The sequence below is a fragment of the Pseudobacter sp. genome, from assembly GCF_051955275.1.
In the GTDB taxonomy this organism is placed as follows: domain Bacteria; phylum Bacteroidota; class Bacteroidia; order Chitinophagales; family Chitinophagaceae; genus Pseudobacter.
This window is the reverse complement of sequence record NZ_JBQCGW010000126.1, coordinates 53,343-74,926: the sequence shown is the minus strand read 5'-3', so window position 1 is coordinate 74,926 and position 21,584 is coordinate 53,343. Positions and strand designations below refer to the sequence as shown.

Annotated in this window: 15 protein-coding genes; 11 read left to right on the top strand and 4 right to left on the bottom strand. The window is 49.0% G+C overall.

The window, feature by feature from the left end; translation table 11 throughout:
* Together ACTHMC_RS10800 and ACTHMC_RS10795 are read right to left on the bottom strand one after the other, a co-directional pair.
* The coding region (locus ACTHMC_RS10800) for a DUF4401 domain-containing protein (RefSeq protein WP_440413126.1) at positions 1-698 on the bottom strand (698 nt) is incomplete at its 3' end.
* Positions 682-1,641: a DUF2157 domain-containing protein gene (locus ACTHMC_RS10795; RefSeq protein WP_440413125.1), complete on the bottom strand. Its 960-nt coding sequence runs from the start codon at positions 1,639-1,641 to the stop codon at positions 682-684. The genes ACTHMC_RS10795 and ACTHMC_RS10800, both read right to left, overlap by 17 nt.
* A gap of 235 nt (positions 1,642-1,876) precedes the next feature.
* Here ACTHMC_RS10795 and ACTHMC_RS10790 point away from each other — a divergent pair, with 235 nt between their 5' ends.
* The 11 genes from ACTHMC_RS10790 to ACTHMC_RS10740 all read left to right on the top strand — a co-directional run bounded on the left by ACTHMC_RS10790 (position 1,877) and on the right by ACTHMC_RS10740 (position 19,325).
* Positions 1,877-3,616 carry a hypothetical protein gene (locus tag ACTHMC_RS10790; protein WP_440413124.1) on the top strand — a complete coding sequence of 580 codons (1,740 nt, stop codon included), beginning with the start codon at positions 1,877-1,879 and terminating at the stop codon, positions 3,614-3,616.
* A 316-nt stretch (positions 3,617-3,932) separates the two neighbouring features.
* Positions 3,933-4,517 (top strand): RNA polymerase sigma factor, encoded by a 585-nt coding sequence (locus ACTHMC_RS10785; RefSeq protein WP_440413123.1) that lies wholly within the window; start codon positions 3,933-3,935, stop codon positions 4,515-4,517.
* Between the two features lie 73 nt (positions 4,518-4,590).
* A complete protein-coding gene (locus ACTHMC_RS10780; protein WP_440413122.1) occupies positions 4,591-5,871 on the top strand; it encodes a FecR family protein in 1,281 nt (426 codons plus the stop codon).
* 202 nt (positions 5,872-6,073) lie between these two features.
* Positions 6,074-9,577: a SusC/RagA family TonB-linked outer membrane protein gene (locus ACTHMC_RS10775; protein ID WP_440413121.1), complete on the top strand. Its 3,504-nt coding sequence runs from the start codon at positions 6,074-6,076 to the stop codon at positions 9,575-9,577.
* Positions 9,578-9,588: 11 nt separating this feature from the next.
* Positions 9,589-11,055: a RagB/SusD family nutrient uptake outer membrane protein gene (locus tag ACTHMC_RS10770; RefSeq protein WP_440413120.1), complete on the top strand. Its 1,467-nt coding sequence runs from the start codon at positions 9,589-9,591 to the stop codon at positions 11,053-11,055.
* An 18-nt stretch (positions 11,056-11,073) separates the two neighbouring features.
* The gene (locus tag ACTHMC_RS10765; RefSeq protein ID WP_440413119.1) at positions 11,074-11,772 is read left to right on the top strand and encodes a DUF4843 domain-containing protein; all 699 of its coding nucleotides are present in this window, start codon (positions 11,074-11,076) and stop codon (positions 11,770-11,772) included.
* A 19-nt stretch (positions 11,773-11,791) separates the two neighbouring features.
* Complete coding sequence (locus ACTHMC_RS10760) at positions 11,792-13,297, top strand: PKD-like family lipoprotein (protein WP_440413118.1); 1,506 nt, start codon at positions 11,792-11,794, stop codon at positions 13,295-13,297.
* An 86-nt stretch (positions 13,298-13,383) separates the two neighbouring features.
* Positions 13,384-14,310 (top strand): ABC transporter ATP-binding protein, encoded by a 927-nt coding sequence (locus ACTHMC_RS10755; protein ID WP_440413117.1) that lies wholly within the window; start codon positions 13,384-13,386, stop codon positions 14,308-14,310.
* A 44-nt stretch (positions 14,311-14,354) separates the two neighbouring features.
* Positions 14,355-16,643 carry a Gldg family protein gene (locus tag ACTHMC_RS10750; protein WP_440413116.1) on the top strand — a complete coding sequence of 763 codons (2,289 nt, stop codon included), beginning with the start codon at positions 14,355-14,357 and terminating at the stop codon, positions 16,641-16,643.
* 21 nt (positions 16,644-16,664) lie between these two features.
* Positions 16,665-18,002 carry a MutS-related protein gene (locus tag ACTHMC_RS10745; protein ID WP_440413115.1) on the top strand — a complete coding sequence of 446 codons (1,338 nt, stop codon included), beginning with the start codon at positions 16,665-16,667 and terminating at the stop codon, positions 18,000-18,002.
* 6 nt (positions 18,003-18,008) lie between these two features.
* Positions 18,009-19,325, top strand: coding sequence for a MutS-related protein (locus tag ACTHMC_RS10740; RefSeq protein WP_440413114.1), 1,317 nt, complete (start codon positions 18,009-18,011; stop codon positions 19,323-19,325).
* Between the two features lie 81 nt (positions 19,326-19,406).
* Here ACTHMC_RS10740 and ACTHMC_RS10735 read toward each other — a convergent pair whose 3' ends face one another.
* Entirely contained in the window at positions 19,407-20,003 is a 597-nt protein-coding gene (locus ACTHMC_RS10735; RefSeq protein WP_440413113.1) for a DUF6252 family protein, read from the bottom strand.
* A 156-nt stretch (positions 20,004-20,159) separates the two neighbouring features.
* Positions 20,160-21,560, bottom strand: coding sequence for a RagB/SusD family nutrient uptake outer membrane protein (locus ACTHMC_RS10730; protein ID WP_440413112.1), 1,401 nt, complete (start codon positions 21,558-21,560; stop codon positions 20,160-20,162).
* Positions 21,561-21,584: the final 24 nt, after the last annotated feature.

Genomic DNA, 21,584 nt, shown 5'->3' with positions numbered 1-21,584 from the left:
CTGGTAATGCGGAAGAACCAGCCGGAACCGGATAGGTACAGGATGGTAAGCAAGGCAAACAATGTTGCCATTCGCACCGGATTGTACAACCTGTTCAGCAGGGTGCTGCTTCTGATGATCCTTGCTTCCTGCAATATCATGCCTGTAAAGAACCAGATGAGTAAAGAAATATAAATATGTACGAAGCTGTCGAACCGGTAAGTCTCCAGTAATGCCACGCTGGCTGCATGGAAAAGGATGGTGGCTGTGAATGCCATCATATAGGCCTGCACAAACCAGAGCGAGAAAAGGGCGATACCCATGAATAGCAGGCTCACTGCAATTTCATTCATCCGCAGTTCATTTGCGCCGATCAACAGCAATACACAGCCGCATACATAAAAGGAAACTGCGAATGTATCCAGGATCAGCAGGTCCTTCACTCTTTTCAGGATCAGCGCTCCGGCAATAAAGAAGAAGCCTGTGATGCACATGCCCGTTCCGGATTCAAAGAGGCCTCCCACAAATAGAAGACCAATAAAGGCGCAGGTGGCCAGGAATCCGCCGATCACGGTCAGTACTTTAATAGCGATACCCGAACGGTTGGCATTGGCCTTTTCATAGTCGGCCAGCAAGGCCGGCTCATTCAATTGAAAGCTATTACCCTCCCTTGCACGGAAGAGATCGATCGTAGCTGTGATATCAGTCTGCTTTTTCAAGGTTCCAGCTTTTTTGAAGGGTGAGCAATCCTTTGATGAGCCCCGTTATGGAGCCTGCAATGAACAGGCACAGGAAGAGAATACTGCCGGTATCCACAGATGCGTTGAGGATGGCGGCGCAGATAATGATGATCACGCTGCATCCTGTAATAGCCAGGAAGAATATGCTTTTGTTATTATAACCATACCAGATGGCGGCTGCATAACTGAGGATCACCAGTATGGTCAGTATGCCGAACAGCGGTTCGTTTCTTTCAAATATCCCAATGCTTACGCTGATGGTGGAAATAGTCACTGCACCCAGGGCCAGTACAATTATGAACCAGCCCGGGATGTCTGCTTTCCAGAAATGTTTCAGCAATAATGAAATCACCATGCTTACCACATTGATACCATATAAAAGTAGTGGCAGGCTCATGGTGGGCCAGTAGGTCCTGATCTGCTGTACATACAACTGGGCTGTGAGGTTCACCAGTATCAGCCAGACCAGCCATAGCGGCGCAAAATCGGCTACCAGTACCCATAGGCATATACACAGCGTCCAGTTGAGAAAGAGGTCGTATGCGTCAGCGCCGGTCTGGTATACCTGTCCGAAGATGGCAAAGAGCACCCCCACCAGAACAGAAGCGCCGGTAAGCAGGAATTTCCGGAGCAGGATATTATTTCGCATGAGCAGCGCTGTGAGTGTGAGCAGGATGATCAATCCTTCCATGATGCCCAGTTTCACAAATTTGTGCAGCTGGTCCCAATTGTAAGCAAAGAAGAAAATGATCCCTGCCAGCAGGAAGCTGGCTCCCAGGCTGAGGAACATAATGCGCAGGAACTGCTGCCAGCCGGATTTGCTGCTGTACACAAATTCGTCCAGCGCAGACCGGATACCGGAAGCTGGTAGGTTGCTATGCCGGGTTATGATATGAATGTCTTCCCTGTCAGGAACGGCCATCTGAAATATTTTAATTGAAGATATCTATAATTGAACAGATCTGCAATCAGTTGCCGTTTTCTTTATGATCAGCATGTCACCGAGAAAGCCAGCTCCTATTCACCGTCTCCACAAGGTGCAGCGGTATATCTTTTTTTCCCCTGGATAGTTTTGCTGTAAAGTTTACTATAATATTGCCTGAAGTATCTCATTTAGTGAAACCCGTAATAATGTAAAAAACCATTCAGGAACGCAGTTGACCGTCTTTGGCGCCTATATGAGCCCCGCATTGCTGAACCTCTTCAACAGGATGCAGCATTTGTCCTCTTTTCATAAAGTGAATGAGGAGCTGCAGGCATTGAGCGGGATCCGGGATTGCTTCACTTCGGAGATTGAATGGCTGCAATTCAAGTCAGCCTTGCATTCCGGGCCAGCGGCGGATGGGCACCGCGACCGCTCCGAGTTCGGTGATTTTCAAACGCCACCCGGTCTGGCGGAGCGGGTTCTGAAGCTGGTAGCAGAAGAAATTCCGCTACCGGGTATGCTTATTGAGCCCACCTGTGGCAAAGGACATTTCATCCTGGCGGCGCTCCACCAGTTTCCCTCTTTGCGTACAGTATTTGCCCTGGATATCCATCTGCCGTATCTCTGGCAAACGAAATTTTCCATCATCGATACCTACCTGCAATACCCTGATCTCAATAAACCATCCATCGAGCTGCATCATGGAAATGTATTCGGTTTCGATTTTTCAAAACTGCCGGTAGCAGCACATCAGCCTTTACTGATTGCCGGCAATCCGCCCTGGGTCACCAATGCCATGCTCGGCAGTCTTGACAGCTCCAACCTGCCTTTCAAATCCAATTTCAAACAACATGATGGCATTGCAGCAGTAACAGGAAAAGGAAATTTTGACATTGCAGAACATATCACCCTGATGTTGCTGAAAGCCTTTCATGGTACTCCCGGGCATATGGCTCTGCTGGTGAAAAATGCCGTGATCAGGAATATCGTGTCTGAACAACTACGCCACCAGTTCCGCCTCAACAATATCCGGCAATACCAGATCAACAGCCTGAAAGAATTTGAAGTAAAGGCGGAAGCTTCGCTGTTCTCATGCAGACTGGGTGAAACCGCTGCCTTCACCTGCGCCTTGCACGATTTCTACAAGCCCGCCGTAGAAGGGGTGGAGTATGGATGGGTCAACAATAAATTCGTTTCAAATACAAGTTCGTATATTCATCACCGTGAGATCGATGGAGTAAGCCCGCTTGAATGGAGGCAGGGCCTGAAGCACGACTGCTCACAGCTGATGGAGCTCGATAAAATGGGGGAGGACTATTACAATGCCCGTCAACTCACATTCCGGCTCGAAGATGGGCTGGTCTACGGCCTGCTCAAGAGCTCTGACCTGCAGCAGGAAGTTACAGGCGCTGCCCGCAAGTACACCATCGTTACTCAACAGCGGCCCGGTGTTGATACCAATTATATTGAAAGGGATTATCCCCTGACCTGGCAATATCTCCACAGCCATCGCAGCATTTTTGAGAACCGCCGTTCTTCCATTTATAAGAACCGGCCCGCATTCTCCATATTCGGAATTGGTGATTATTCATTCAGGCCTTACAAAGTGGCCATCTCGGGTCTGTACAAATCTTTCCTCTTCTCCCTGGTGTTGCCATTCAATGGCAAGCCATTGATGCTGGATGATACCTGCTATATGCTGGGGTTTGATAATGCGGACTATGCCGCTTTCACTTTAATTCTGCTGAACACTTCAACAGCAACGGATTTCCTGGCATCCATCACATTTGCCGATGCCAAGCGCCGCTTCACCAAGGAAGCGCTGATGCGCATCAACCTGCAGCAACTGGCCGCAGCATTGAGCCAGCAATATCTGCAACAGCAGGTGGAAAGGCTTAACAGCCGGTATGCGCTGAACGTTTCTATACAACGTTGGAATGAATATCTGCAATGGCTGAGACCTGTTACCTGATAGGGATCCTGTACACAAAAAATCCTTCTTCCGGCGCCTGCTTCACAAAGCCTGCCTGCTCATAAAGACTTTGCGCAGCATGGTTGTCTATGGCGGTTTCCAGCTGCATCCAGGTGGCTCCCTGTTCTTTTGCAAAGTTCCATATAGGAAGGCTGGCTGTAGAAAACCCTGTACTTATTGAAGAGATCTGTCACCAGCCTGCACTCATCAACGCCGATCCTTTTAGTTACCATGATATCTTTTTTAATAATGGGAGAGAGAATACTGTTCCTGAAAATACTAAATTGCAAATTAACCCGAAGGATATCTGGCTCTGATGCAAAACGAAACCCAACTGCTATATCGTATTTCCCGTGGAGACGAACAGGCTTTTAACCAGCTGTATGAGCATTACTGGCCCAAACTGTATGCTTATATGGAGAGCCTGGTCAAGAGTCCCGAAACAGCAGAGGAACTGGTGGTGGATATTTTCGTAAAACTCTGGAGTGGCCGGGAATGGCTGGAGCAGATCCAGAATGTTGGCGGTTTCCTTCGCACCGCCGCCCGCAACAAAGCCCTCGATTATTTCAAAACAACAGCGCGGAAAAAGAAACTGATGCAAGCCTATCACACAGATATGGTGATCCTCTCTTCACGTCCTGTTTCCGATCACAGGGTGATGAGTGAAGAAACGGCGCGTATCTGGCGGGAAGCCATCAGCGGCCTCAGTCCCAGCCGCCAGCGCATCTTCCTCATGCACCGCGAGGAAGGCCTTTCCTACAATGAAATAGCACAACAATTGAATATTTCTCCTGCTACTGTCAAGAAAACCATGTCCATTGCGCTGGAATCCATCAGGGAATTCCTGCGTACACATTATAAAGACAGTCTCGCAGGATTTCTCGTTTTTCTCCTTTTATAAAAATTAAAAAAAAATCTGCCGGTGCGATACTACCAGGAGAATTAGTTGTCGTCATTAGTAGAAATAAGGTGGCATGTCCGTTCCCAGGGAATATATGCAGGAGTTGTTCAGGAAGCTTGTTTCAAATGAAAGTACGGAACAGGAAACGGAAGCTTTTTTCCAGTTGGTGAAAGAGCTGCCTGCCGATGATGCGCTGATCGCAGAGCTGGATGCCTGGTGGGATGCCATCGAACCGGGTGAAGCAAAAGACCTCGTCCGCGAGCGCCGGATCTGGCAGCAGGTGCAGGAAAAGATAGACCCTGAAAGATATGTGCAGGCGCCCGTTCATCCGATGTACCGCAAACGCACCTGGAATATCGCGGCAGCCATTGCAGTATTGATGGCAGTAAGTGTGTTCCTCTGGGTACGCCAGAAACCGCAGACCGATATTCCGCTGACACTGGCCCAGAGCCTGGATGCGAGTATCATACCCGGCACTGATGGCGCTGTGCTCACACTGGCGGATGGCCGTCAGATAGTGCTTGACAGTATGAAAAATGGCGTGATCGCCAGCCAGGAAGGTGCAGAGATCATGCTGCAGGACGGCCGCCTGGCCTACAATGCAGCAGGGGAGAAGCATGCCGGCCCGGCCTGGAATACCATCTCAACACCCAAGGGAAGACAGTTCAAAGTATTACTGCCCGATGGAACACAGGTATGGCTGAATGCGGCCAGTTCCATCACCTATCCAACCTTCTTTGCAGGTAATGAAAGAAGAGTGATGGTGACCGGTGAAGTGTTCATGGATGTGGCAAAGAACCCGCTGATGAAGTTCAGAGTGAAAGTGAACAACCAGGCCGTGGTGGAAGTAACAGGCACACAGTTCAATGTGAAAGCCTACACAGATGAAACTTCCATGGCTACCACGCTCCTGGAAGGCGCCGTGAAACTCTATAACACCAAGGACACCAGCTGCTGGAACTGTCCGGGATCGATAGCTACAGCGCTGCAGGCAGATAGGGCAGTGGATCTTGCACCAGGGCAACAGGGCCTGATAGTAGCTAACGGAAAGGATTATCCGAAATCAAAGAAACAGTCCGGCATTATTGTGCTGAACGATATCGATACTGATAAGATAATGGCCTGGAAGAACGGCTATTTCAACTTCACCGGTATGAGCTCCCGCGAAGCGCTCAACCAACTGGTGAGATGGTACAATATAGAAGTGATATACGAAAGGAATGTGCCCGATATCGAATTCTTTGGCGACCTGCGCAGGGATATGAAACTGGTAGACGTGCTTACAGCCCTGGAAGCCGCAGGCGTTCAATTCAAAGTAGTTGACGGAAGAAAATTGGTTGTGCTGCCAAACTGATAACCTTATACCTCATCCTGGTACTCTAATTAGCAAACATTTTAATGTCCGGTGCTGCATAAGCACCACAACCTGACTTTACCTAACGTGATTGCCTGTATTGAAAAACCGGAAGCGCTCTGACCTGCTTCCGGCGAATTCGTCAGGCTAATCCAAATTCAGTGGAGGAGAATTTTTTATTAACCATAACTAATGCAAAAGTATGCAAAAAACTGCTTTTTGTACCCGGGATGTTGTTGCCTCTCCCAACCCGGTTGCCCCACCGGGAATTGAAAGAAGCCGGCATCGCCTCATTCAGAAACCAATACTGATTGCGATGAAACTAACCGCCCTGCTGCTATTGATTGGAAGTCTGCATGTCTGCGCTTCCACTCATTCTCAAACCATTACGTATGAAGGGAAAGATGTTCCCCTCAGCAAACTGTTCGGCGTTATCAAACAACAGACAGGCTATGGTGTTTTCGGAAATGCAAGACTGCTTAAAAATGCCCACCGGGTAAGCGTTTCCGCCAATAACATGCCCCTGCCTGAATTCCTCCACATTGCGTTCAGAGATCAACCCCTTACTTACCGGATCCTGGATAAAACTATTGTCCTCTACGAAAAAGAAGAGGAAGTGACTGCTCTGACCGATGCCCTGCACAATTCCGGCCTGGTGATTGAAGCTCCCGAGCCGGAAGAAGATCCTGTCAAAGGACGTATAACCGCCGAAGATGGAAGCCCCCTCTCTGGCGTGAGCGTACGGGTAAAAGGAACTTCCGTTGGTGTTTCCACCGATGAACAGGGAAACTTCTCCATCCAGGCGAAAGCCAAACAGACACTGATCTTCTCCTATATCGGCATGGAATCACAGGAATTCAAAGTGATAGATACAGACAAACCACTCAGGATCGTACTGAAACCTGCGGAAGCCGCCATGAAAGACGTGGTGGTAACCGGTTACAGCAATATCCGCAAGGAAAGCTTTACCGGAAATTCGGTTAAAGTAGACCGTGAGCAGATCCTCAAAGTGAGCAACCGTAACGTGATCGATGTGCTCCAGGTTTTCGATCCCTCCTTCAGGATCGAAATGAACAACCTGATGGGCTCCGACCCCAATAATATGCCCAAGTTCTATATCCGCGGCCGCTCCGGCATCGGCGTGAAAGCCCTCGATAATATCGACGTATCGGAAGCCGCGCTTACCAATAACCCCAACCTTCCCATCTTTATCATGGACGGGTTTGAGGTAACGGCGGAAAGGGTGTACGATTTTGACCCGACAAGGATCAAATCCATCACCATCCTCAAAGACGCGGCAGCCACCGCTATCTACGGTTCCCGCGCCGCCAACGGCGTAGTGGTGATCGAAACCGTGGCCCCACTTCCCGGCAAGGTAAGAGTGAATTACAATTATGTGTCCACCCTCACCATGCCCGACCTGTCTGATTATGACCTGATGAACGCCACAGAAAAACTGGAAGCGGAAAGACTGGCCGGATTCTATGAGAGCACCAACCCGCAACAGATGGGGCAGCTCTACAATGAATACCTGCTCAAGAGCAACCAGATCCTGCGTGGTATGAACACTGATTGGATCGCACAGCCCGTTACCAACGAGTTCAGCCAGAAACATACCCTCACTTTTGATGGAGGTACCAATGAGATCCGCTTCAACGCCCTCCTGCGCTACGACAAACAGAATGGTGTGATGAAGAAATCAAACCGAGAACGTATGGGGGCCGGCTTTGTATTCGAATATCGTACCACCAGACTGCAGGTGCGTAACGATATCAATTTCGATGTAGTGAAAGCCACCAATTCTCCCTACGGCTCTTTCAGCGACTATACCTGGAAAGCACCTTATGATGAGATGGTGGACAGGCAGGGCAATTACCTGCTCAATACCAATCTATGGCATAGCGGCAGCACGGAGCTGAACAGGCTCAACCCGCTGTACGAAGTTTTCAATACCAGGAATTTCAGCCGGAATGGTTATCAGAACCTGATCAACAACCTGTCACTGGTATACCGCATCATCCCCAAGCTCAATCTGCGCGGGCAACTGGCGGTAACCAAAACCACTGACGACAGCGAAGATTTTATTGACCCTGCATCAGGAAGGTATAGCATCACTGCCAATACCAACTACAGTGAGATCGGTCAGCTGAGCATGACAAGACTCAACAGGCTGGCAATTTCAACCAAACTCTTCGCCAACTACGTGAACCGTGTAGGCCTCCATGACATGAACTTCTCTGCCGGTATTAATACTGACGAGGTTAAGAGTGATGGAGAAAGCAGCATCTACACCGGCTTCCCTTCCGGCGCCCAAAGCTCACCCAGCTTTGCCGCCAAAGTGCTGAACAAACCTGCTTTTTCGGATAACCATACCCGTATCTTCGGTTCTTTCCTTGCATTGAACTATTCATTCAATGAGATCTACCTGGCGGACTTCTCTGCCCGTCTGGATGGCTCCTCTGAATTCGGTACAGAAAAGCGTGTTGCTCCTTTCTGGTCTGCAGGCGCTGGTCTGAATATCCATAAGTATAAGTTCATGCAGGACCATAAATATATCAGCAGGCTGCGTGTTACTGCAAACATCGGCCAGTTGGGTAAGACCAACTTCCCGCCTTTTGCCAGCAAAGACATGTTCTCGCTCGTGAATGGCTGGTACCGTACAGGTGTGGGCGCCACCCTGATGGGACTTGGTAACCCCAATCTCACCTGGGAAAAGACCCGCACCAAAGACCTGATCTTTGATCTGGGATTGCTCAACGACCGATTCAACCTGAACGTGAACTTCTACAACAAGGAAACCATTGACCTGGTGAATGATGTGGATCTGCCGCTGTCTTCAGGTTTCACCAAGTATAAAGACAATATCGGCCGCATCCTCAACAAGGGTGTTGAGATCCAGGTTCGTGCGGACGTATACCGTACCAAAGACGTGATCATCGCCGTGTACGGTAACCTGGCGCATAACAAGAATGAGATCCTCGATATCTCCCAGTCGCTCAAAGAATACAACAAGCGCGTGGATGCGCAGTACGATGGATACAACCAGTGGTCTTCCACCGATCCTTCCAAAAAAGACCAGTTCAGCAGGGCACATACCAAATATGTTCCCGGAGGTTCACTCACTTCCATATTCGGTATGCGCTCACTCGGCATCAATCCGATGGATGGTAAAGAGATCTTCCTGAAAGCTGATGGCACCATCACTTACGATTGGGAAGCTGCTGAGCAGGTGATCATCGGTGACGCTGCACCCAAAGTGGCTGGCGCATTTGGCCTTAACATCAGTTACAAAGGTTTAACACTCTTCACTTCCTGCCTTTATGAGGCGGGTGGTCAGCAATACAATGCTACTCTCCGCGACAAAGTGGAGACCGTTGACCTCTACAACAGGAATACAGACCGCAGGGTGTTGCAGCAACGCTGGCGCAATCCCGGAGACATCACAGCACTCAAGGATATCAAAGAACGGAATATGGCTACACGCCCTACTTCCCGCTTCATCCAGGATTATAATATGATCTCCATCAACTCGCTCAGTCTTGGTTACCAGTTCAAACCTGAACTGCTTAAAAAGGCAGGGCTCAGCATGCTGCGTGCACAACTCAGCACCAATAACCTGGCTACCATTTCCACGGTAAGGCAGGAGAGAGGCCTTAGCTATCCGTTTGCGAGATCATTCGATTTCTCTTTAACTGTTGGACTCTAAACCGAAACAACATGCGAAAATTATCAGCAATATTGTACGTTTCACTGGCAGTGATCATCAGCTGCTCAGGATGTAAAAAATGGCTGGATGTTCAGCCCAAAGACAAGCTCAGTGATGAGAAATTGTTTGAAGTGGCGGAAGGCTTCCGGATAGCACTGAACGGCGTTTACCAGCAGGTCTCCAGCCAGGCCGTATATGGTCGAACACTCAGCTGGGGGCTCGCCACCGCCATGTCGCAGGAATATGACCGCGGCCGCGTGAACTGGGAAATGTACCAGATGATGTCCTATACCTGGACGGATGCCAGTATCCGGACCACCATTTCCTCCCTTTGGTCCACTGCCTATAACTCCATTGCAAACTGTAATAAGATCATACATGAATTGCAACAGGTGGATACCATGCTCTTCCCGCTCAAAGGAGTGGAAAGGGATCTCATCCTCGGCGAAGCCAAAGCCCTCCGCGGCCTGCTTCATTTTGAACTGCTGAGAATGTTCGCTCCTGCACCTGTGAAGAACAGGACCATGAATGCGATCCCTTACCAGACCAGTTATCCAAGCTATATCACGGCGCCAATGCCTACATCAGTGGTAATGGACAATGTGATCAAAGACCTGGAAGAAGCGCAGCAACTGGTAGTGCGCAACGATACCATTACCAACCGGACTGCCATGGCACAGAAACTGCAATCACTCCTCAGCGGAAGCAGCCAGACCAATGGAGGCCTCTTCTTCAACTTCAGGATGCACAGACTTAACTATGTAGCCATCCAGGGATTGCTGGCAAGGGCCTACCTCTATAATGGCGACAAAGAGAACGCACTGAAGAAAGCAGAATTCCTGTACAAGACCTTCGGACCGGCAGGAAGGCTCAGGTGGTGGGCATTCACTTTTGAATCGGAATCGAAAGGAGAAAATCTCTACAGCAAACTGGTGGACGATGTGATCCTGGCATTCTATGATTCCAGGCTGATAGAGCAGTTCACCAATTACAAAACCTCTTACTACGATTTCGGTGTATCCAGGCCGGAAGTAGATAAATACATGCCGCTGAATGAGCGTGATTTCAGGAGGAACCTCATAGATGAGAATAAATTCATCTCTGCCAAATGGATGGAAAATGCTTCCACCTGGCAATGGAGAAAAGAGCAAAACACCATCATCCCGGTGCTCCGCTTCAGCGAGATCTACTATATCCTGGCTGAGTGCTACTTCGAGGCAGGAAGAACCACAGAAGCCCTCACCGTGCTGAACCAGGTCCGCAATGCAAGAGGCCGCACCACCACTTTCAGCAGCACTGTACCAAACGACTTCTATAAAGAACTGTTTGATGAGTTTCACCGTGAATTCCTGCTTGAAGGACAAACCGTGTTCCAGCATAAGAGGCGCGACAGGCCCATGCAGGTTGAGTCACAGACCATCCCCATGGACAACGCAAGGTTTGTATTGCCAATTCCGGAAGAGGAAACCAATTTCTAACTGACAATGATTATGCTCATGAAACGATCATACATTTTATACAGCCTGCTGCTGACAGCCCTGTTCTCCTGTAAAAAGGAAGAGATGCAGGTCTACACTTCAGGTCATTACGTACAGTTCACGCAGGCATTGACCGACACTACCAACTTCTCCTTTTTCTTTCACCCCGGAAAAACGGAAGTAACGGTAGCGATGCCCGTGAAGCTAATCGGAAGAATGCCCGAAGGTGTGCTGAAATATCAAATCAAAGTGGATGCAAAAGCAACCACCGCAGAAGCCAGACATTATTCACTGCCAGCCAGTTTCGATTTCCGTCAGGGACTGTCGGTGGATACGGCCTATATCACCATCAGGAAAACACCCGAACTGGCCACCACTACATTTATGCTGGCCATCGAGATCGCATCAACTGATGGTGTACAACCTGGTCAGACCACCTATGCCAGGAAGGTCTTCCGCATCAATGATATGGTGACCAAGCCATCCTGGTGGGACAGCAATATGGACCGCTTCTATCTCGGTGTTTATACAGAAAGGAAATTCAGGAAGTTCATGGAATTCACCGGTGTGGGCGATCTCACGGATAAATCTACTTCTGAAAAGACAGAACTGATCAAACGCTTCAAGTACTTCCTCATTCAGATGAAGGATGCAGGGACTCCTGTACTGGAAGATGATGGATCCGATATGCTATCAACTATTCCTATTGCCGGCTAGGCCCATAAAATTTTAACTGATGAAAAATAGTATCACTAAAATATTGTCAGCCGGCCTGATGACCTGCGCTTTAACCGGCTGTATCAAAGACAAAGGGAATTATACCTACAATTACGGTAATTCAGTTACCATCCGGTATGCCACCTATTCCTATAATGCATTCCTGAAAGACACCATCAAGGTATATCCGGTACGCACCTGGAGCAATCCTGCCGATACCACGGAATTTGAACACGCCTGGTTCATCAATGGCGAACAGGTTTCAGACGAGCCGATCCTCAAATACGTAGGACAGGAGCTTGGTACCTTCTCGGCTTTTTATTACATGAAAGATAAAAAGTCGGGCATCCGCTTCCCCGCAGCCAGTGCTATCAATCTGAATGTTACCTCCCCTTACGGGGCAGGCTGGGCCATCCTCTATGAAAAAGATGGTGAATCTGAACTGGCGCATGTACGTATCGCAGGAACTTCCTATTTCGATTATACAGGTCTTTATAAATCCTTCAACGAAGGTGAAAGCATGGGCAGTCAGCCTGTGAAGATCCGCGACTACTACGTGACCGGAGGAAGAGGCATGTATGTATTGCAGAATGGCGGACAGGGCCCCATTGAACTGGATGCAAACACCATGAAGAAGAAAATGGTGGCTAAAAATGTATTCACGCAAGGCGCTCCGGCTGATTTCAAACCTGTGGATATGGGTTTCTTTCCAACTACGGATTTCATGGTGAATTATAACGGTGTTGTATATGCGAGAGTAATGCCTGAAGGCGCTCTTCCCTTTGCCATCCCCTGGGTAAGCACGCCGCTCTATATAACCGGCGGTTTGAAAGTGTCTGATATCTGGGATACCTGGACCACCATGAGCGGATGGGGTATCATGCATGAGAAAACAGTCAACCGACTGCTCAGGATCCGTACTTATGTGCCGAATATGGGTAACCCCGCCATTGCTATCGATACCTTCCCTGTTCCTGAAGTTCCTTACCCGGCCAACTACACTTCCCTCCAGCGCATGGGTAACTGGGAATATGTATGGGGTGGATCTTTCAACGACGGATGGAACTTTATGGATGGTACCATGATCCTTCGCAGTCCGGATGATCACAATCTATACTTCCAGACTTTCAAATTCAACTCCGATGGTGTTACACCCAGGATCACTCCAGGCGTAAGGGTGCCATTCCAGGGTAACAGTGTTGTAACTGCACAGACGAGGTTCACGGCCGTGAAGCCCAGGGATTATCTCTTCTTCACAGGTGGTGCCAACAATAATGAGATCTGGTATTACGATGTTAAAACAAATGCTCCCGTAGTAAAATATGCAACAACTGCTGCTAAGATCACAGCCATTACAGCCCATGATAACGGTGGCTCCATTGCCGTGGGGCTGGAAGACGGCACTTTCATAGTGTATGATATCAGCCAGCAGGTGATCGTAGACGGTGTCAGCAAAGAGCTGCACCGCCTGAACGGACTTGGCAAAGTGGTTGACGTGATTGTCAAGGGCGGGTACACCAACTAGTAACCATTACCATTATACGAAAATGAAGCGCGGCCTCACCGCTGCGCTTCATATCACTATTCTTTTATCCAAAAATCAGTAAGCAAATGAGTGCATCCATCGTGAAAGTGGAGAACCTTAGCCACCGGTACAGTGTGCAATGGGCAATCAAAGACATCAATTTCGAGCTCACCCGGAATGGTATTTACGGTTTGCTCGGTTCCAATGGCGCGGGCAAATCCACCATCATGAATATCATCTGCGGGGTGATCAAACAAACCCAGGGAGAAGTATATATCCAGGGTGTGAACCTTCGCAAGGAACCTGTACGCGCCAAGCGGCATATCGGCTTCCTGCCCCAGCAGCCACCCCTTCAGACCGATCTCACCGTTGAGGAATATCTGAGACATTGCGCCAATATCAGGCTGATGAAGCCTTCAGCCGTAAAGCCAGCTATCGATGAAGTGATGAGCAAAGTAGGCGTCAGCCATTTCAGTAAAAGACTGATCAGGAACCTGTCCGGGGGGTACCAGCAGCGTGTTGGCATTGCGCAGGCCATCATCCACAGACCCGATTTTGTGGTGCTGGATGAACCTACCAATGGCCTTGATCCCAACCAGATCCTGGAAGTGCGTAACCTGATCCGCGAGATCGCAGAAGAAAGAACTGTGGTGCTCAGCACACATATCCTGCAGGAAGTGCAGGCGCTATGCGACAATATCTGGATGATCAATGAAGGTCATGTTGTATTCTCCGGTACCCTGGATGAATTCGACAACCAGATCATGCCCAATACCCTGGTAGTATCTCTCATGTCAACACCTTCCCCGGAGGAGCTGAAAGCCATTCCAGGTGTGATCAATGTGGACCATCTCGGCGGAACCCGCTTCCGCATTCAGTTCACCGATGCTACAGAAGTTACTGAACGTATTGTGGCCGCCAGCGTATCCAATAACTGGAGACTGATGGAGATCAACCTGGAGAAGAATTCACTCGACACCATTTTCGCAGAACTCAGCAAGAAAAAAAAGTAGCAGGAGGAGCCAGTCTCTGAACCATAACCTAAAAAATATTTGTGATGAAAACGATTTTCAAAATAGCAAGAACGGAACTGCAGAAACTTTTTTACTCGCCTGTGGCCTGGCTGATCCTGGTGATCTTCGCCTTTCAGGTAGCACTTGGCTTCACGGGGATCTTCGAAGGAATGATCCGCCGTCAGACACTGGGATGGAGCCTTTACAGTGTTACCTCCAACACATTCGGAGGAATGATGGGAATGTTCACTAATGTTCAGACCTATCTCTATCTCTACATCCCGCTGCTCACCATGGGCGTGATGAGCCGGGAATATGGCAATGGTGGCATCAAGCTGCTCTATTCATCCCCGCTCACCAATTACCAGATCATCATGGGCAAATATTTATCCCTGATGATCTTCGGACTGGTGCTGATGGCCATTCTCGGCGTGTTCAGCTTCTTTGCTGCCGGCACTATTGAAAAGGTTGACTTCCCGCTGATCCTCTGCGGCATGCTTGGCCTCTACCTGCTCATCTGCGCGTATGCTGCTGTAGGCCTCTTCATGAGCTCGCTCACTTCTTACACCGTAGTTGCTGCCATGGGCACCCTGGCGATGCTTGCCGTATTAAACTATGTAAAAGGTGTAGGGCAGGAGATCGAATTCGTGCGTGATATCACTTACTGGCTCGCCATCTCCGGCCGTGCAGATACATTCATTGCCGGTATGATCACCAGTGAAGACCTGCTTTATTTTGTGGTGGTGATCGGTATGTTCATTTCCTTCACTATCCTCAAATTGCATACAGGAAGAGTGCGCAGCAGTTTCATTGCCAATTTCGGGAAATATGCCACGGTATTTATAATAGCCATGATGATCGGGTATTTCAGTTCCAAGCCCCAGCTGATGGGCTACCTGGATGTGACGCGCACCAAAACCAATACCCTCACTCGTTCCAGTCAGGACATCCTGAGCAAACTGAATGACGGTCTCACCATCACTACTTACTCCAATATGCTGGAAGAGAATTATTATACCGCCCTTCCTGCATCCTTCAAATGGGATGTGAGCACATTCGCCCGGTATATCCGCTTCAAGCCGGATATCAAAATGAAATACAAATACTATTATCACAGGGCCAAGAATGAACACCTGGATAAACAATATCCAACCCTCAATGATAAACAGCGGATGGACACCCTGCAGAAATTGCAGGACTTCAAATTTGAGATCCTTCCGTACAGCGCCATCAGCAATGAGGTGGACCTGAAACCTGAAATGTTCCGCTTTGTGCGTTTGCTGGAAAGAGAGAACGGACAGAAGACCTTCCTCCGCATCTTCGACGACCCCATGCGTTATCCTTCTGAAGCAGAGATCAGCGCTGCTTTCAAGCGCCTTACTGCGCAGCTGCCGGTAATCGGTTTCCTGAGCGGTCATGGTGAAAGGGAAAGCCACAATGCATTCGACAGAGGCTACAAAATGTTCGCAGAAGAAAAGACCTTCCGTCATGCGCTGATCAATCAGGGCTTTAACTTCCAGGACGTGACGCTGAACCAGGTGATCCCGGACAGTATCCGGATCCTCATGATCGCTGAGCCCAAGCGTGTGCTCAATGATGATGAGAAGAAGATCCTGCAGCAATACATCGATCGTGGTGGTAATCTGCTCATCGCCGGTGAGCCCGGCCGTCAGGATGTGATGAATACTTTCACTGAGCAGTTTGGTGTCAGCTTCCTGAAGGGAACACTGGTGAAACCTTCCGAGAAGTTCCAGGCTAACCTGCTTACCTTGAAGCCCACACTCGCAGCTACGAAATTCTCTTACTATTTCGAGGGAATGAAGCGCAGGGAAGCACTGCTGACACTGCCCACCAGCGGTGGTCTGCAGATCGACAGCAGCAAGGGCTTCAAAGTAACCACGCTCTTCTCTTCCGATTCAACAGGCAGCTGGAATGAAACAGAGACCACGGATTTTGTGGATGACTCTGCAGTATTCAATCCGGCTGTTGAAAAAATGGAGCCCATCCCAACGGTGGCCGCTTTATCCAGGACCATCAATGGCCGTGAACAAAAGATCCTTATAACGGGTGATGCAGACTGGCTCAGCAACGGTGAGCTGGGAATGATGAGAAAGGACCTGCCTGCAGGAAATTTCTATCTCATCAATGGCGGCTTCAGCTGGCTTTCCGATGGTGAAGTGCCCGTTGATATGCGCAGGGACCCCATGCCTGACAAATCCATCAAGCTGAGTGAAGGCAGCTGGAGCGTCAGCAATATCTTCCTGAAATGGGTATTCCCACTGGTGCTGGCAGCATGCGGACTGCTGATCTGGATCCGCAGAAGAGGCAGATAGTTTCAATTCATTGAACATACCATGAACTTCATTACAGATAAACAGACGCTCGACGATCTGAATATTTTCGGAAAAAGAGGCAAACAGTCCGTCTATTCCATTTTTAACCGTACCTGTTCCAGAGGAGGAGCGGAACAACTGGAACAAATGTTCCGCTACCCTCTTTCTGATACGGATGCCATTAACCGGCGTGCCAGTATCATCCGGTATTTTCAGCAGCGCAAACAGCAGTTCCCTTTCCGAAGTGAGCAGTTCGATGCCATCGAGCAATACCTCAGCAATACTGATGAACGTAGCCAGCTGGCGCACGAGAACAATACACTGGAAAGGAAATTCAAAACACTGATCGGTTCGGATACGGAATACCAGCTGCTGGCCAAGGGCGTATCATCACTGGTGGAAGTATCCCATGCGCTGAAAAAGCTGATCAGTGAATTGTTGGCAGATTCTGCTGTAAGCACTTACAGGACTGACTTGCAGCTGATGCAGGAGATCCTGGAATCGGAAGCCTGGCAACCGGTATTCGAAAGAAAGCCGGGTTCAAAGATCTCCTTTGAAGACAATTCCCAGCTGGATAAATTGTTCCGTTACCAGCACCTTGATAAAGTGAAGACCCTGCTCTATCATGTATATACCATGGATGTATACATTTCTGTTGCCGGAGTTGCTACCGAAAGGAGTTTCATCTTTCCGGAAGCCATCAACAAGGAGCTGCACAGCATCCATCTTACCAATGTATACCACCCGCAGCTGGATAAGCCCATTGGCAATACCATTTCCATCACACCCGGTGGCAATGTGGTGTTTCTTACGGGAGCAAACATGGCAGGCAAATCCACTTTCATGAAATCACTGGGTATTGCCCTCTTTTTGGCGCATATGGGATTTCCCGTGGCGGCAGAGAAGATGCAGTTTTCCGTACGCGATGGCATGTTCACTACCATCAATCTCAGTGATAACCTCAATGTGGGACATAGTCATTTTTATGCAGAAGTGCTGCGTGTGAAGAAGGTGGCAGAACAGCTCCATGCCAACAGGAATATCTTCGTCATCTTCGATGAGCTTTTCCGGGGCACCAATGTAAAGGATGCCTATGAAGCCACTGTGGCCATCACCGGCGCTTTTGCACGCAAAACCAATTGCATGTTCATCGTGAGCACCCATATCATGGAAGCAGGCGATACCCTGATGCCGAAATACAACAATATCAATTTCGTTTTCCTTCCCACAAAGATGCAGGGGCAGAAGCCCGTGTATACTTACCAGCTGGAGAAAGGCATTACAGAAGACAGGCATGGTATGGTGATCATCAATAATGAGGGCATCATCGATATCCTGAAGGAGGGACTCAATAATTAATTACGTATGGCATTCATTGCAGATAATCAGACACTGGACGATCTCAATATCAGGGGCCGGTACAAGAATAATTCCCTGTACAGCATCTTCAATCAGACCCGTACACATGGCGGCGCGCAGCTGATGGACAGTATGTTCAATCATCCGCTCACCAATGAAAAGGAGATCAACAGACGGAGTTCAATCTTCCAGTATTTTCAAAGGAAGGCCTGGCAGTTTCCTGTTGATACGGAAGAATTCGGTGTAATGGAAACCTACCTGCTCTCCGGTGGCGGACAGGGATGGGTGAGCAATGCCCTGCAGGTATCGAGAAGAAGATCCCTGAAAGCGATGGGACTTATGCAGGAATACCAGTTGTTCAATAAAGGATTTTACACCACTATCGGATTGCTGCGGCAATGGCATGCATTCTTCCAGCAGATCGATCAACCTGATAACCCGCTGCAGGATGAACTCAAGGCTTTTCACCAATTGTATAGCCATGGAAAGCTTTCCTGGTTGATGCAGCCGGTACAGGAAGGTAGTCTGAACGGGTTGCAGGTAGCTAATCATGATCATCAGTTGCGCAATTCGCTTCATGATGATATGAAGGCATTCCTGCAACTCATCTACCTGGTGGATGTTTGTATTGCCGTAGCCGATGTGGCAAGGGAAAAAAGTTTCGTGTACGCAGAAGCCCTGCCCCACGGAGAGCGTATCATCGATGTGAAGGATTGCCGTCATCCGGGACTGGACAAAGCCATCGGCAACGACCTGACCCTGGAAGCACACAGCAATATGCTTTTCCTGACCGGGGCTAATATGGCCGGCAAATCCACCTTCATGAAATCCTTTGGGGTAGCGGTTTACATGGCGCATATGGGATTCCCGGTAGCGGCCAGGTCCATGCGCTTTTCTGTACGAGATGGTATTTTCTCCAGCATCAATGTGCCGGATAACCTGGATATGGGATACAGCCATTTTTATGCGGAAGTACTTCGTGTAAAGAATGTAGCCAAAGAGGTAGCCACTAAGAAAGACCTGCTGGTGATCTTTGATGAATTGTTCAAAGGCACCAATGTGAAGGATGCATACGATGCTACGCTTGCCTGCGCGGAAGCATTCGCTGCTTACCGGAATTGTGCCTTTATCATTTCAACGCATATCATTGAAGTGGGAACTGTATTGCAGGAGAAAAATCCCAACCTGCAATTCTTCTTCCTGCCAACGGTGATGGAAGGACATATTCCACGATACACGTACAGGATGCAGCCGGGTATTACTTCAGACAGGCATGGAATGATGATCATTGAAAATGAAAAGATCCTGGATATTATCGGCTGACGAATTTTCTCATGTAGTAGTAATAAGCAAAAGGCCCCGTTCTGTTACCGGGGCCTTTGTTTGTTATGATGGGTATAAAAATTATTTATTGATCACTCCCTGCACGCGGCAGTTGCCGCCATCCTTTGCTCTGATCACTCCTTTGCTTACTTCCAGGAATTTAGGTGTGCCATCATTGTTGGCGCCCTTGAAGCTGAAGGTGGCTTTGAAAATACTGTCCTTGTGTTCTGCAACAGTGATGGAACCTGCGCTGCCTTCGTGAGAAGTGAGATAGGTATCAGTTTGGGTAAGACCAACGGAGAATGTACAATTGCCATCACCCGTGAATTTGTAGGTGCCGGGGCCTTTGTAATTGTGAATCATGATCTGGAGATTGTGGATGTCGGTGGAATCGGAATAATCTCCGTCGTGGCTGATGGTGAGATGCTCATTGATCTGGTTAACGGTTACTCCGGATGCTTTCCAGCTGCGTGCGCCCAGGCTCGCGCTCATCATGCAATCTGCAGTGGGAGCAACGGGTTCAACTATACCCTGTTCTTCTGTGGGTGGAGGAACAGGATCTGTATTGGTAACAGAATCGGTGGTTGATGTTTCTTTGGGTGTGCCATTGCCTCCGCAGCTTGCCATGATAAGGGAGATGGAAAGCAGTGCGGCTGTGTGTTTCAGTAACAATTTCATATTTGCCAGGTTGTTGATTAGTTGCTAAAGGTATTGAAAATACTCAGAGTGCGGCCAGAAGTCGGGGACGCGAGCGATTTGGCACACGCTGATAAAATGAGAAAGGCCAACCTGTACGGTCAGCCTTTCATCGATCTATAAATAAAACCTGCTTCTTTAATCAGGATAACCCGGGTTCTGTGGTTTGAGATTCGGGTTGAGGTCTATCTCAAACTGTGGTACAGGGAAAAGTACATGGAAAGGTTTGATGTTGTTATTGCCCTTGGCCTTGAGCGTTGATTCCAATAAGCCGGTGCGCACCAGGTCAAACCAGCGCTCTCCTTCAAAGCAAAGCTCCAGTCTTCTTTCATTCAGGATGCTATCCCTCAGTTGGTTTTGTGTGAGTCCTGAAAACAGCGGCAGGCCTGCTCGCTGGCGGATACTGTTGATGGCTTTGTAAGCATCGTTGTCGTCAACAGGAGTATGTACTTCATTGTATGCTTCTGCAAAAGTGAGCACCACCGTGGCATACCGCATCAGCGGATAGTTATTGTCAGACTGGTTCTCTGTTTTTGCATCGGCATCTATCCATTTGTTGCAATAATATTTGTTGTCTGTTCCCTTACTGAAGAATACCACTTTACGTTTGTCTGTTGCCTGGAATGCATCATACAATTCCTGAGTAGGCTGGAAGGAGCCGAAACCGCGACCACCCACAGAGTTGTTTTCCTGTGCAAAGAATGCGATGAGGTTACCACCCTGACCTGCCGGCCCGCTCACAAATTGTGCATCGAAGATGGCTTCTTTCCCAAACTCATTCTTGATATCATACACATCCAGGTAGTTATCCCATAAGCCGTATCCTGAACCGGGCGCCATCACTTCAGCCGCTTTGTCTGCAGCCTGCTGGTATTGTTTCAGCGTGAGGTAAACGCTGGCCAGGAATGCTTTTGCGGCGCCCCTGGTGGCGCGTCCCTGATCTGCCCCGGTATAGGAGGGAGGCAGCACGGCTTCCGCCGCTTTCAGGTCATCGATGATCACTTTGTACACATCCGCTTTGGGACTGCGTTTGGGGTAGTCAAGGTCTGCGAGCGACTTCAGCGCTTTGGTCACCAGGGGCAGATCGCCGAACAAGCGTACCAGGTGATAATAATAAAAAGCGCGGAGGAACTGCGCTTCACCAACAAGCCTGGCGCGCAGGTTCTCATCCATCTGGATGGCCGGCACGCGGTCTATCACGTTGTTTGCATATGCAATACCCTGGTAGAAATTGGTCCAGGTTTCGCGGAGGATACCGTTCTGTGGTGTATGAACATAGTTGTCGAGCTGCACACGGTCATTGTTATTGGGCAGCGGGAACATATTGTCTGTAGTGATCTCTCCCAGGATGGCATAGTTACGGGTAACGAAACCGTTGTTACGTACAGGGGCATAAGCGGCCGTTACTGCTGCTATGGCATCGCTGCGTGTACGATAGAAGTTTTCAGGGGAGATGAAGTTAGCCGGATTTTCGTCGAGTTTGCGGCAACCACTGACTGTTACCAGCAACGTTCCGAATATAAATAGAATGCGTTTCATGATAATAGTTTTGAGCTGTGAGGA

What these genes read in the sequence shown, in the direction of transcription:
- ACTHMC_RS10795 (WP_440413125.1), bottom strand. Translation starts at nt 1,641, where the DNA reads ATGGCCGTTCCTGACAGGGAAGACATTCATATCATAACCCGGCATAGC.
- ACTHMC_RS10785 (WP_440413123.1), top strand. Translation starts at nt 3,933, where the DNA reads ATGCAAAACGAAACCCAACTGCTATATCGTATTTCCCGTGGAGACGAA.
- ACTHMC_RS10780 (WP_440413122.1), top strand. Translation starts at nt 4,591, where the DNA reads ATGTCCGTTCCCAGGGAATATATGCAGGAGTTGTTCAGGAAGCTTGTT.
- ACTHMC_RS10775 (WP_440413121.1), top strand. Translation starts at nt 6,074, where the DNA reads ATGCAAAAAACTGCTTTTTGTACCCGGGATGTTGTTGCCTCTCCCAAC.
- ACTHMC_RS10770 (WP_440413120.1), top strand. Translation starts at nt 9,589, where the DNA reads ATGCGAAAATTATCAGCAATATTGTACGTTTCACTGGCAGTGATCATC.
- ACTHMC_RS10765 (WP_440413119.1), top strand. Translation starts at nt 11,074, where the DNA reads ATGAAACGATCATACATTTTATACAGCCTGCTGCTGACAGCCCTGTTC.
- ACTHMC_RS10760 (WP_440413118.1), top strand. Translation starts at nt 11,792, where the DNA reads ATGAAAAATAGTATCACTAAAATATTGTCAGCCGGCCTGATGACCTGC.
- ACTHMC_RS10755 (WP_440413117.1), top strand. Translation starts at nt 13,384, where the DNA reads ATGAGTGCATCCATCGTGAAAGTGGAGAACCTTAGCCACCGGTACAGT.
- ACTHMC_RS10750 (WP_440413116.1), top strand. Translation starts at nt 14,355, where the DNA reads ATGAAAACGATTTTCAAAATAGCAAGAACGGAACTGCAGAAACTTTTT.
- ACTHMC_RS10745 (WP_440413115.1), top strand. Translation starts at nt 16,665, where the DNA reads ATGAACTTCATTACAGATAAACAGACGCTCGACGATCTGAATATTTTC.
- ACTHMC_RS10740 (WP_440413114.1), top strand. Translation starts at nt 18,009, where the DNA reads ATGGCATTCATTGCAGATAATCAGACACTGGACGATCTCAATATCAGG.
- ACTHMC_RS10735 (WP_440413113.1), bottom strand. Translation starts at nt 20,003, where the DNA reads ATGAAATTGTTACTGAAACACACAGCCGCACTGCTTTCCATCTCCCTT.
- ACTHMC_RS10730 (WP_440413112.1), bottom strand. Translation starts at nt 21,560, where the DNA reads ATGAAACGCATTCTATTTATATTCGGAACGTTGCTGGTAACAGTCAGT.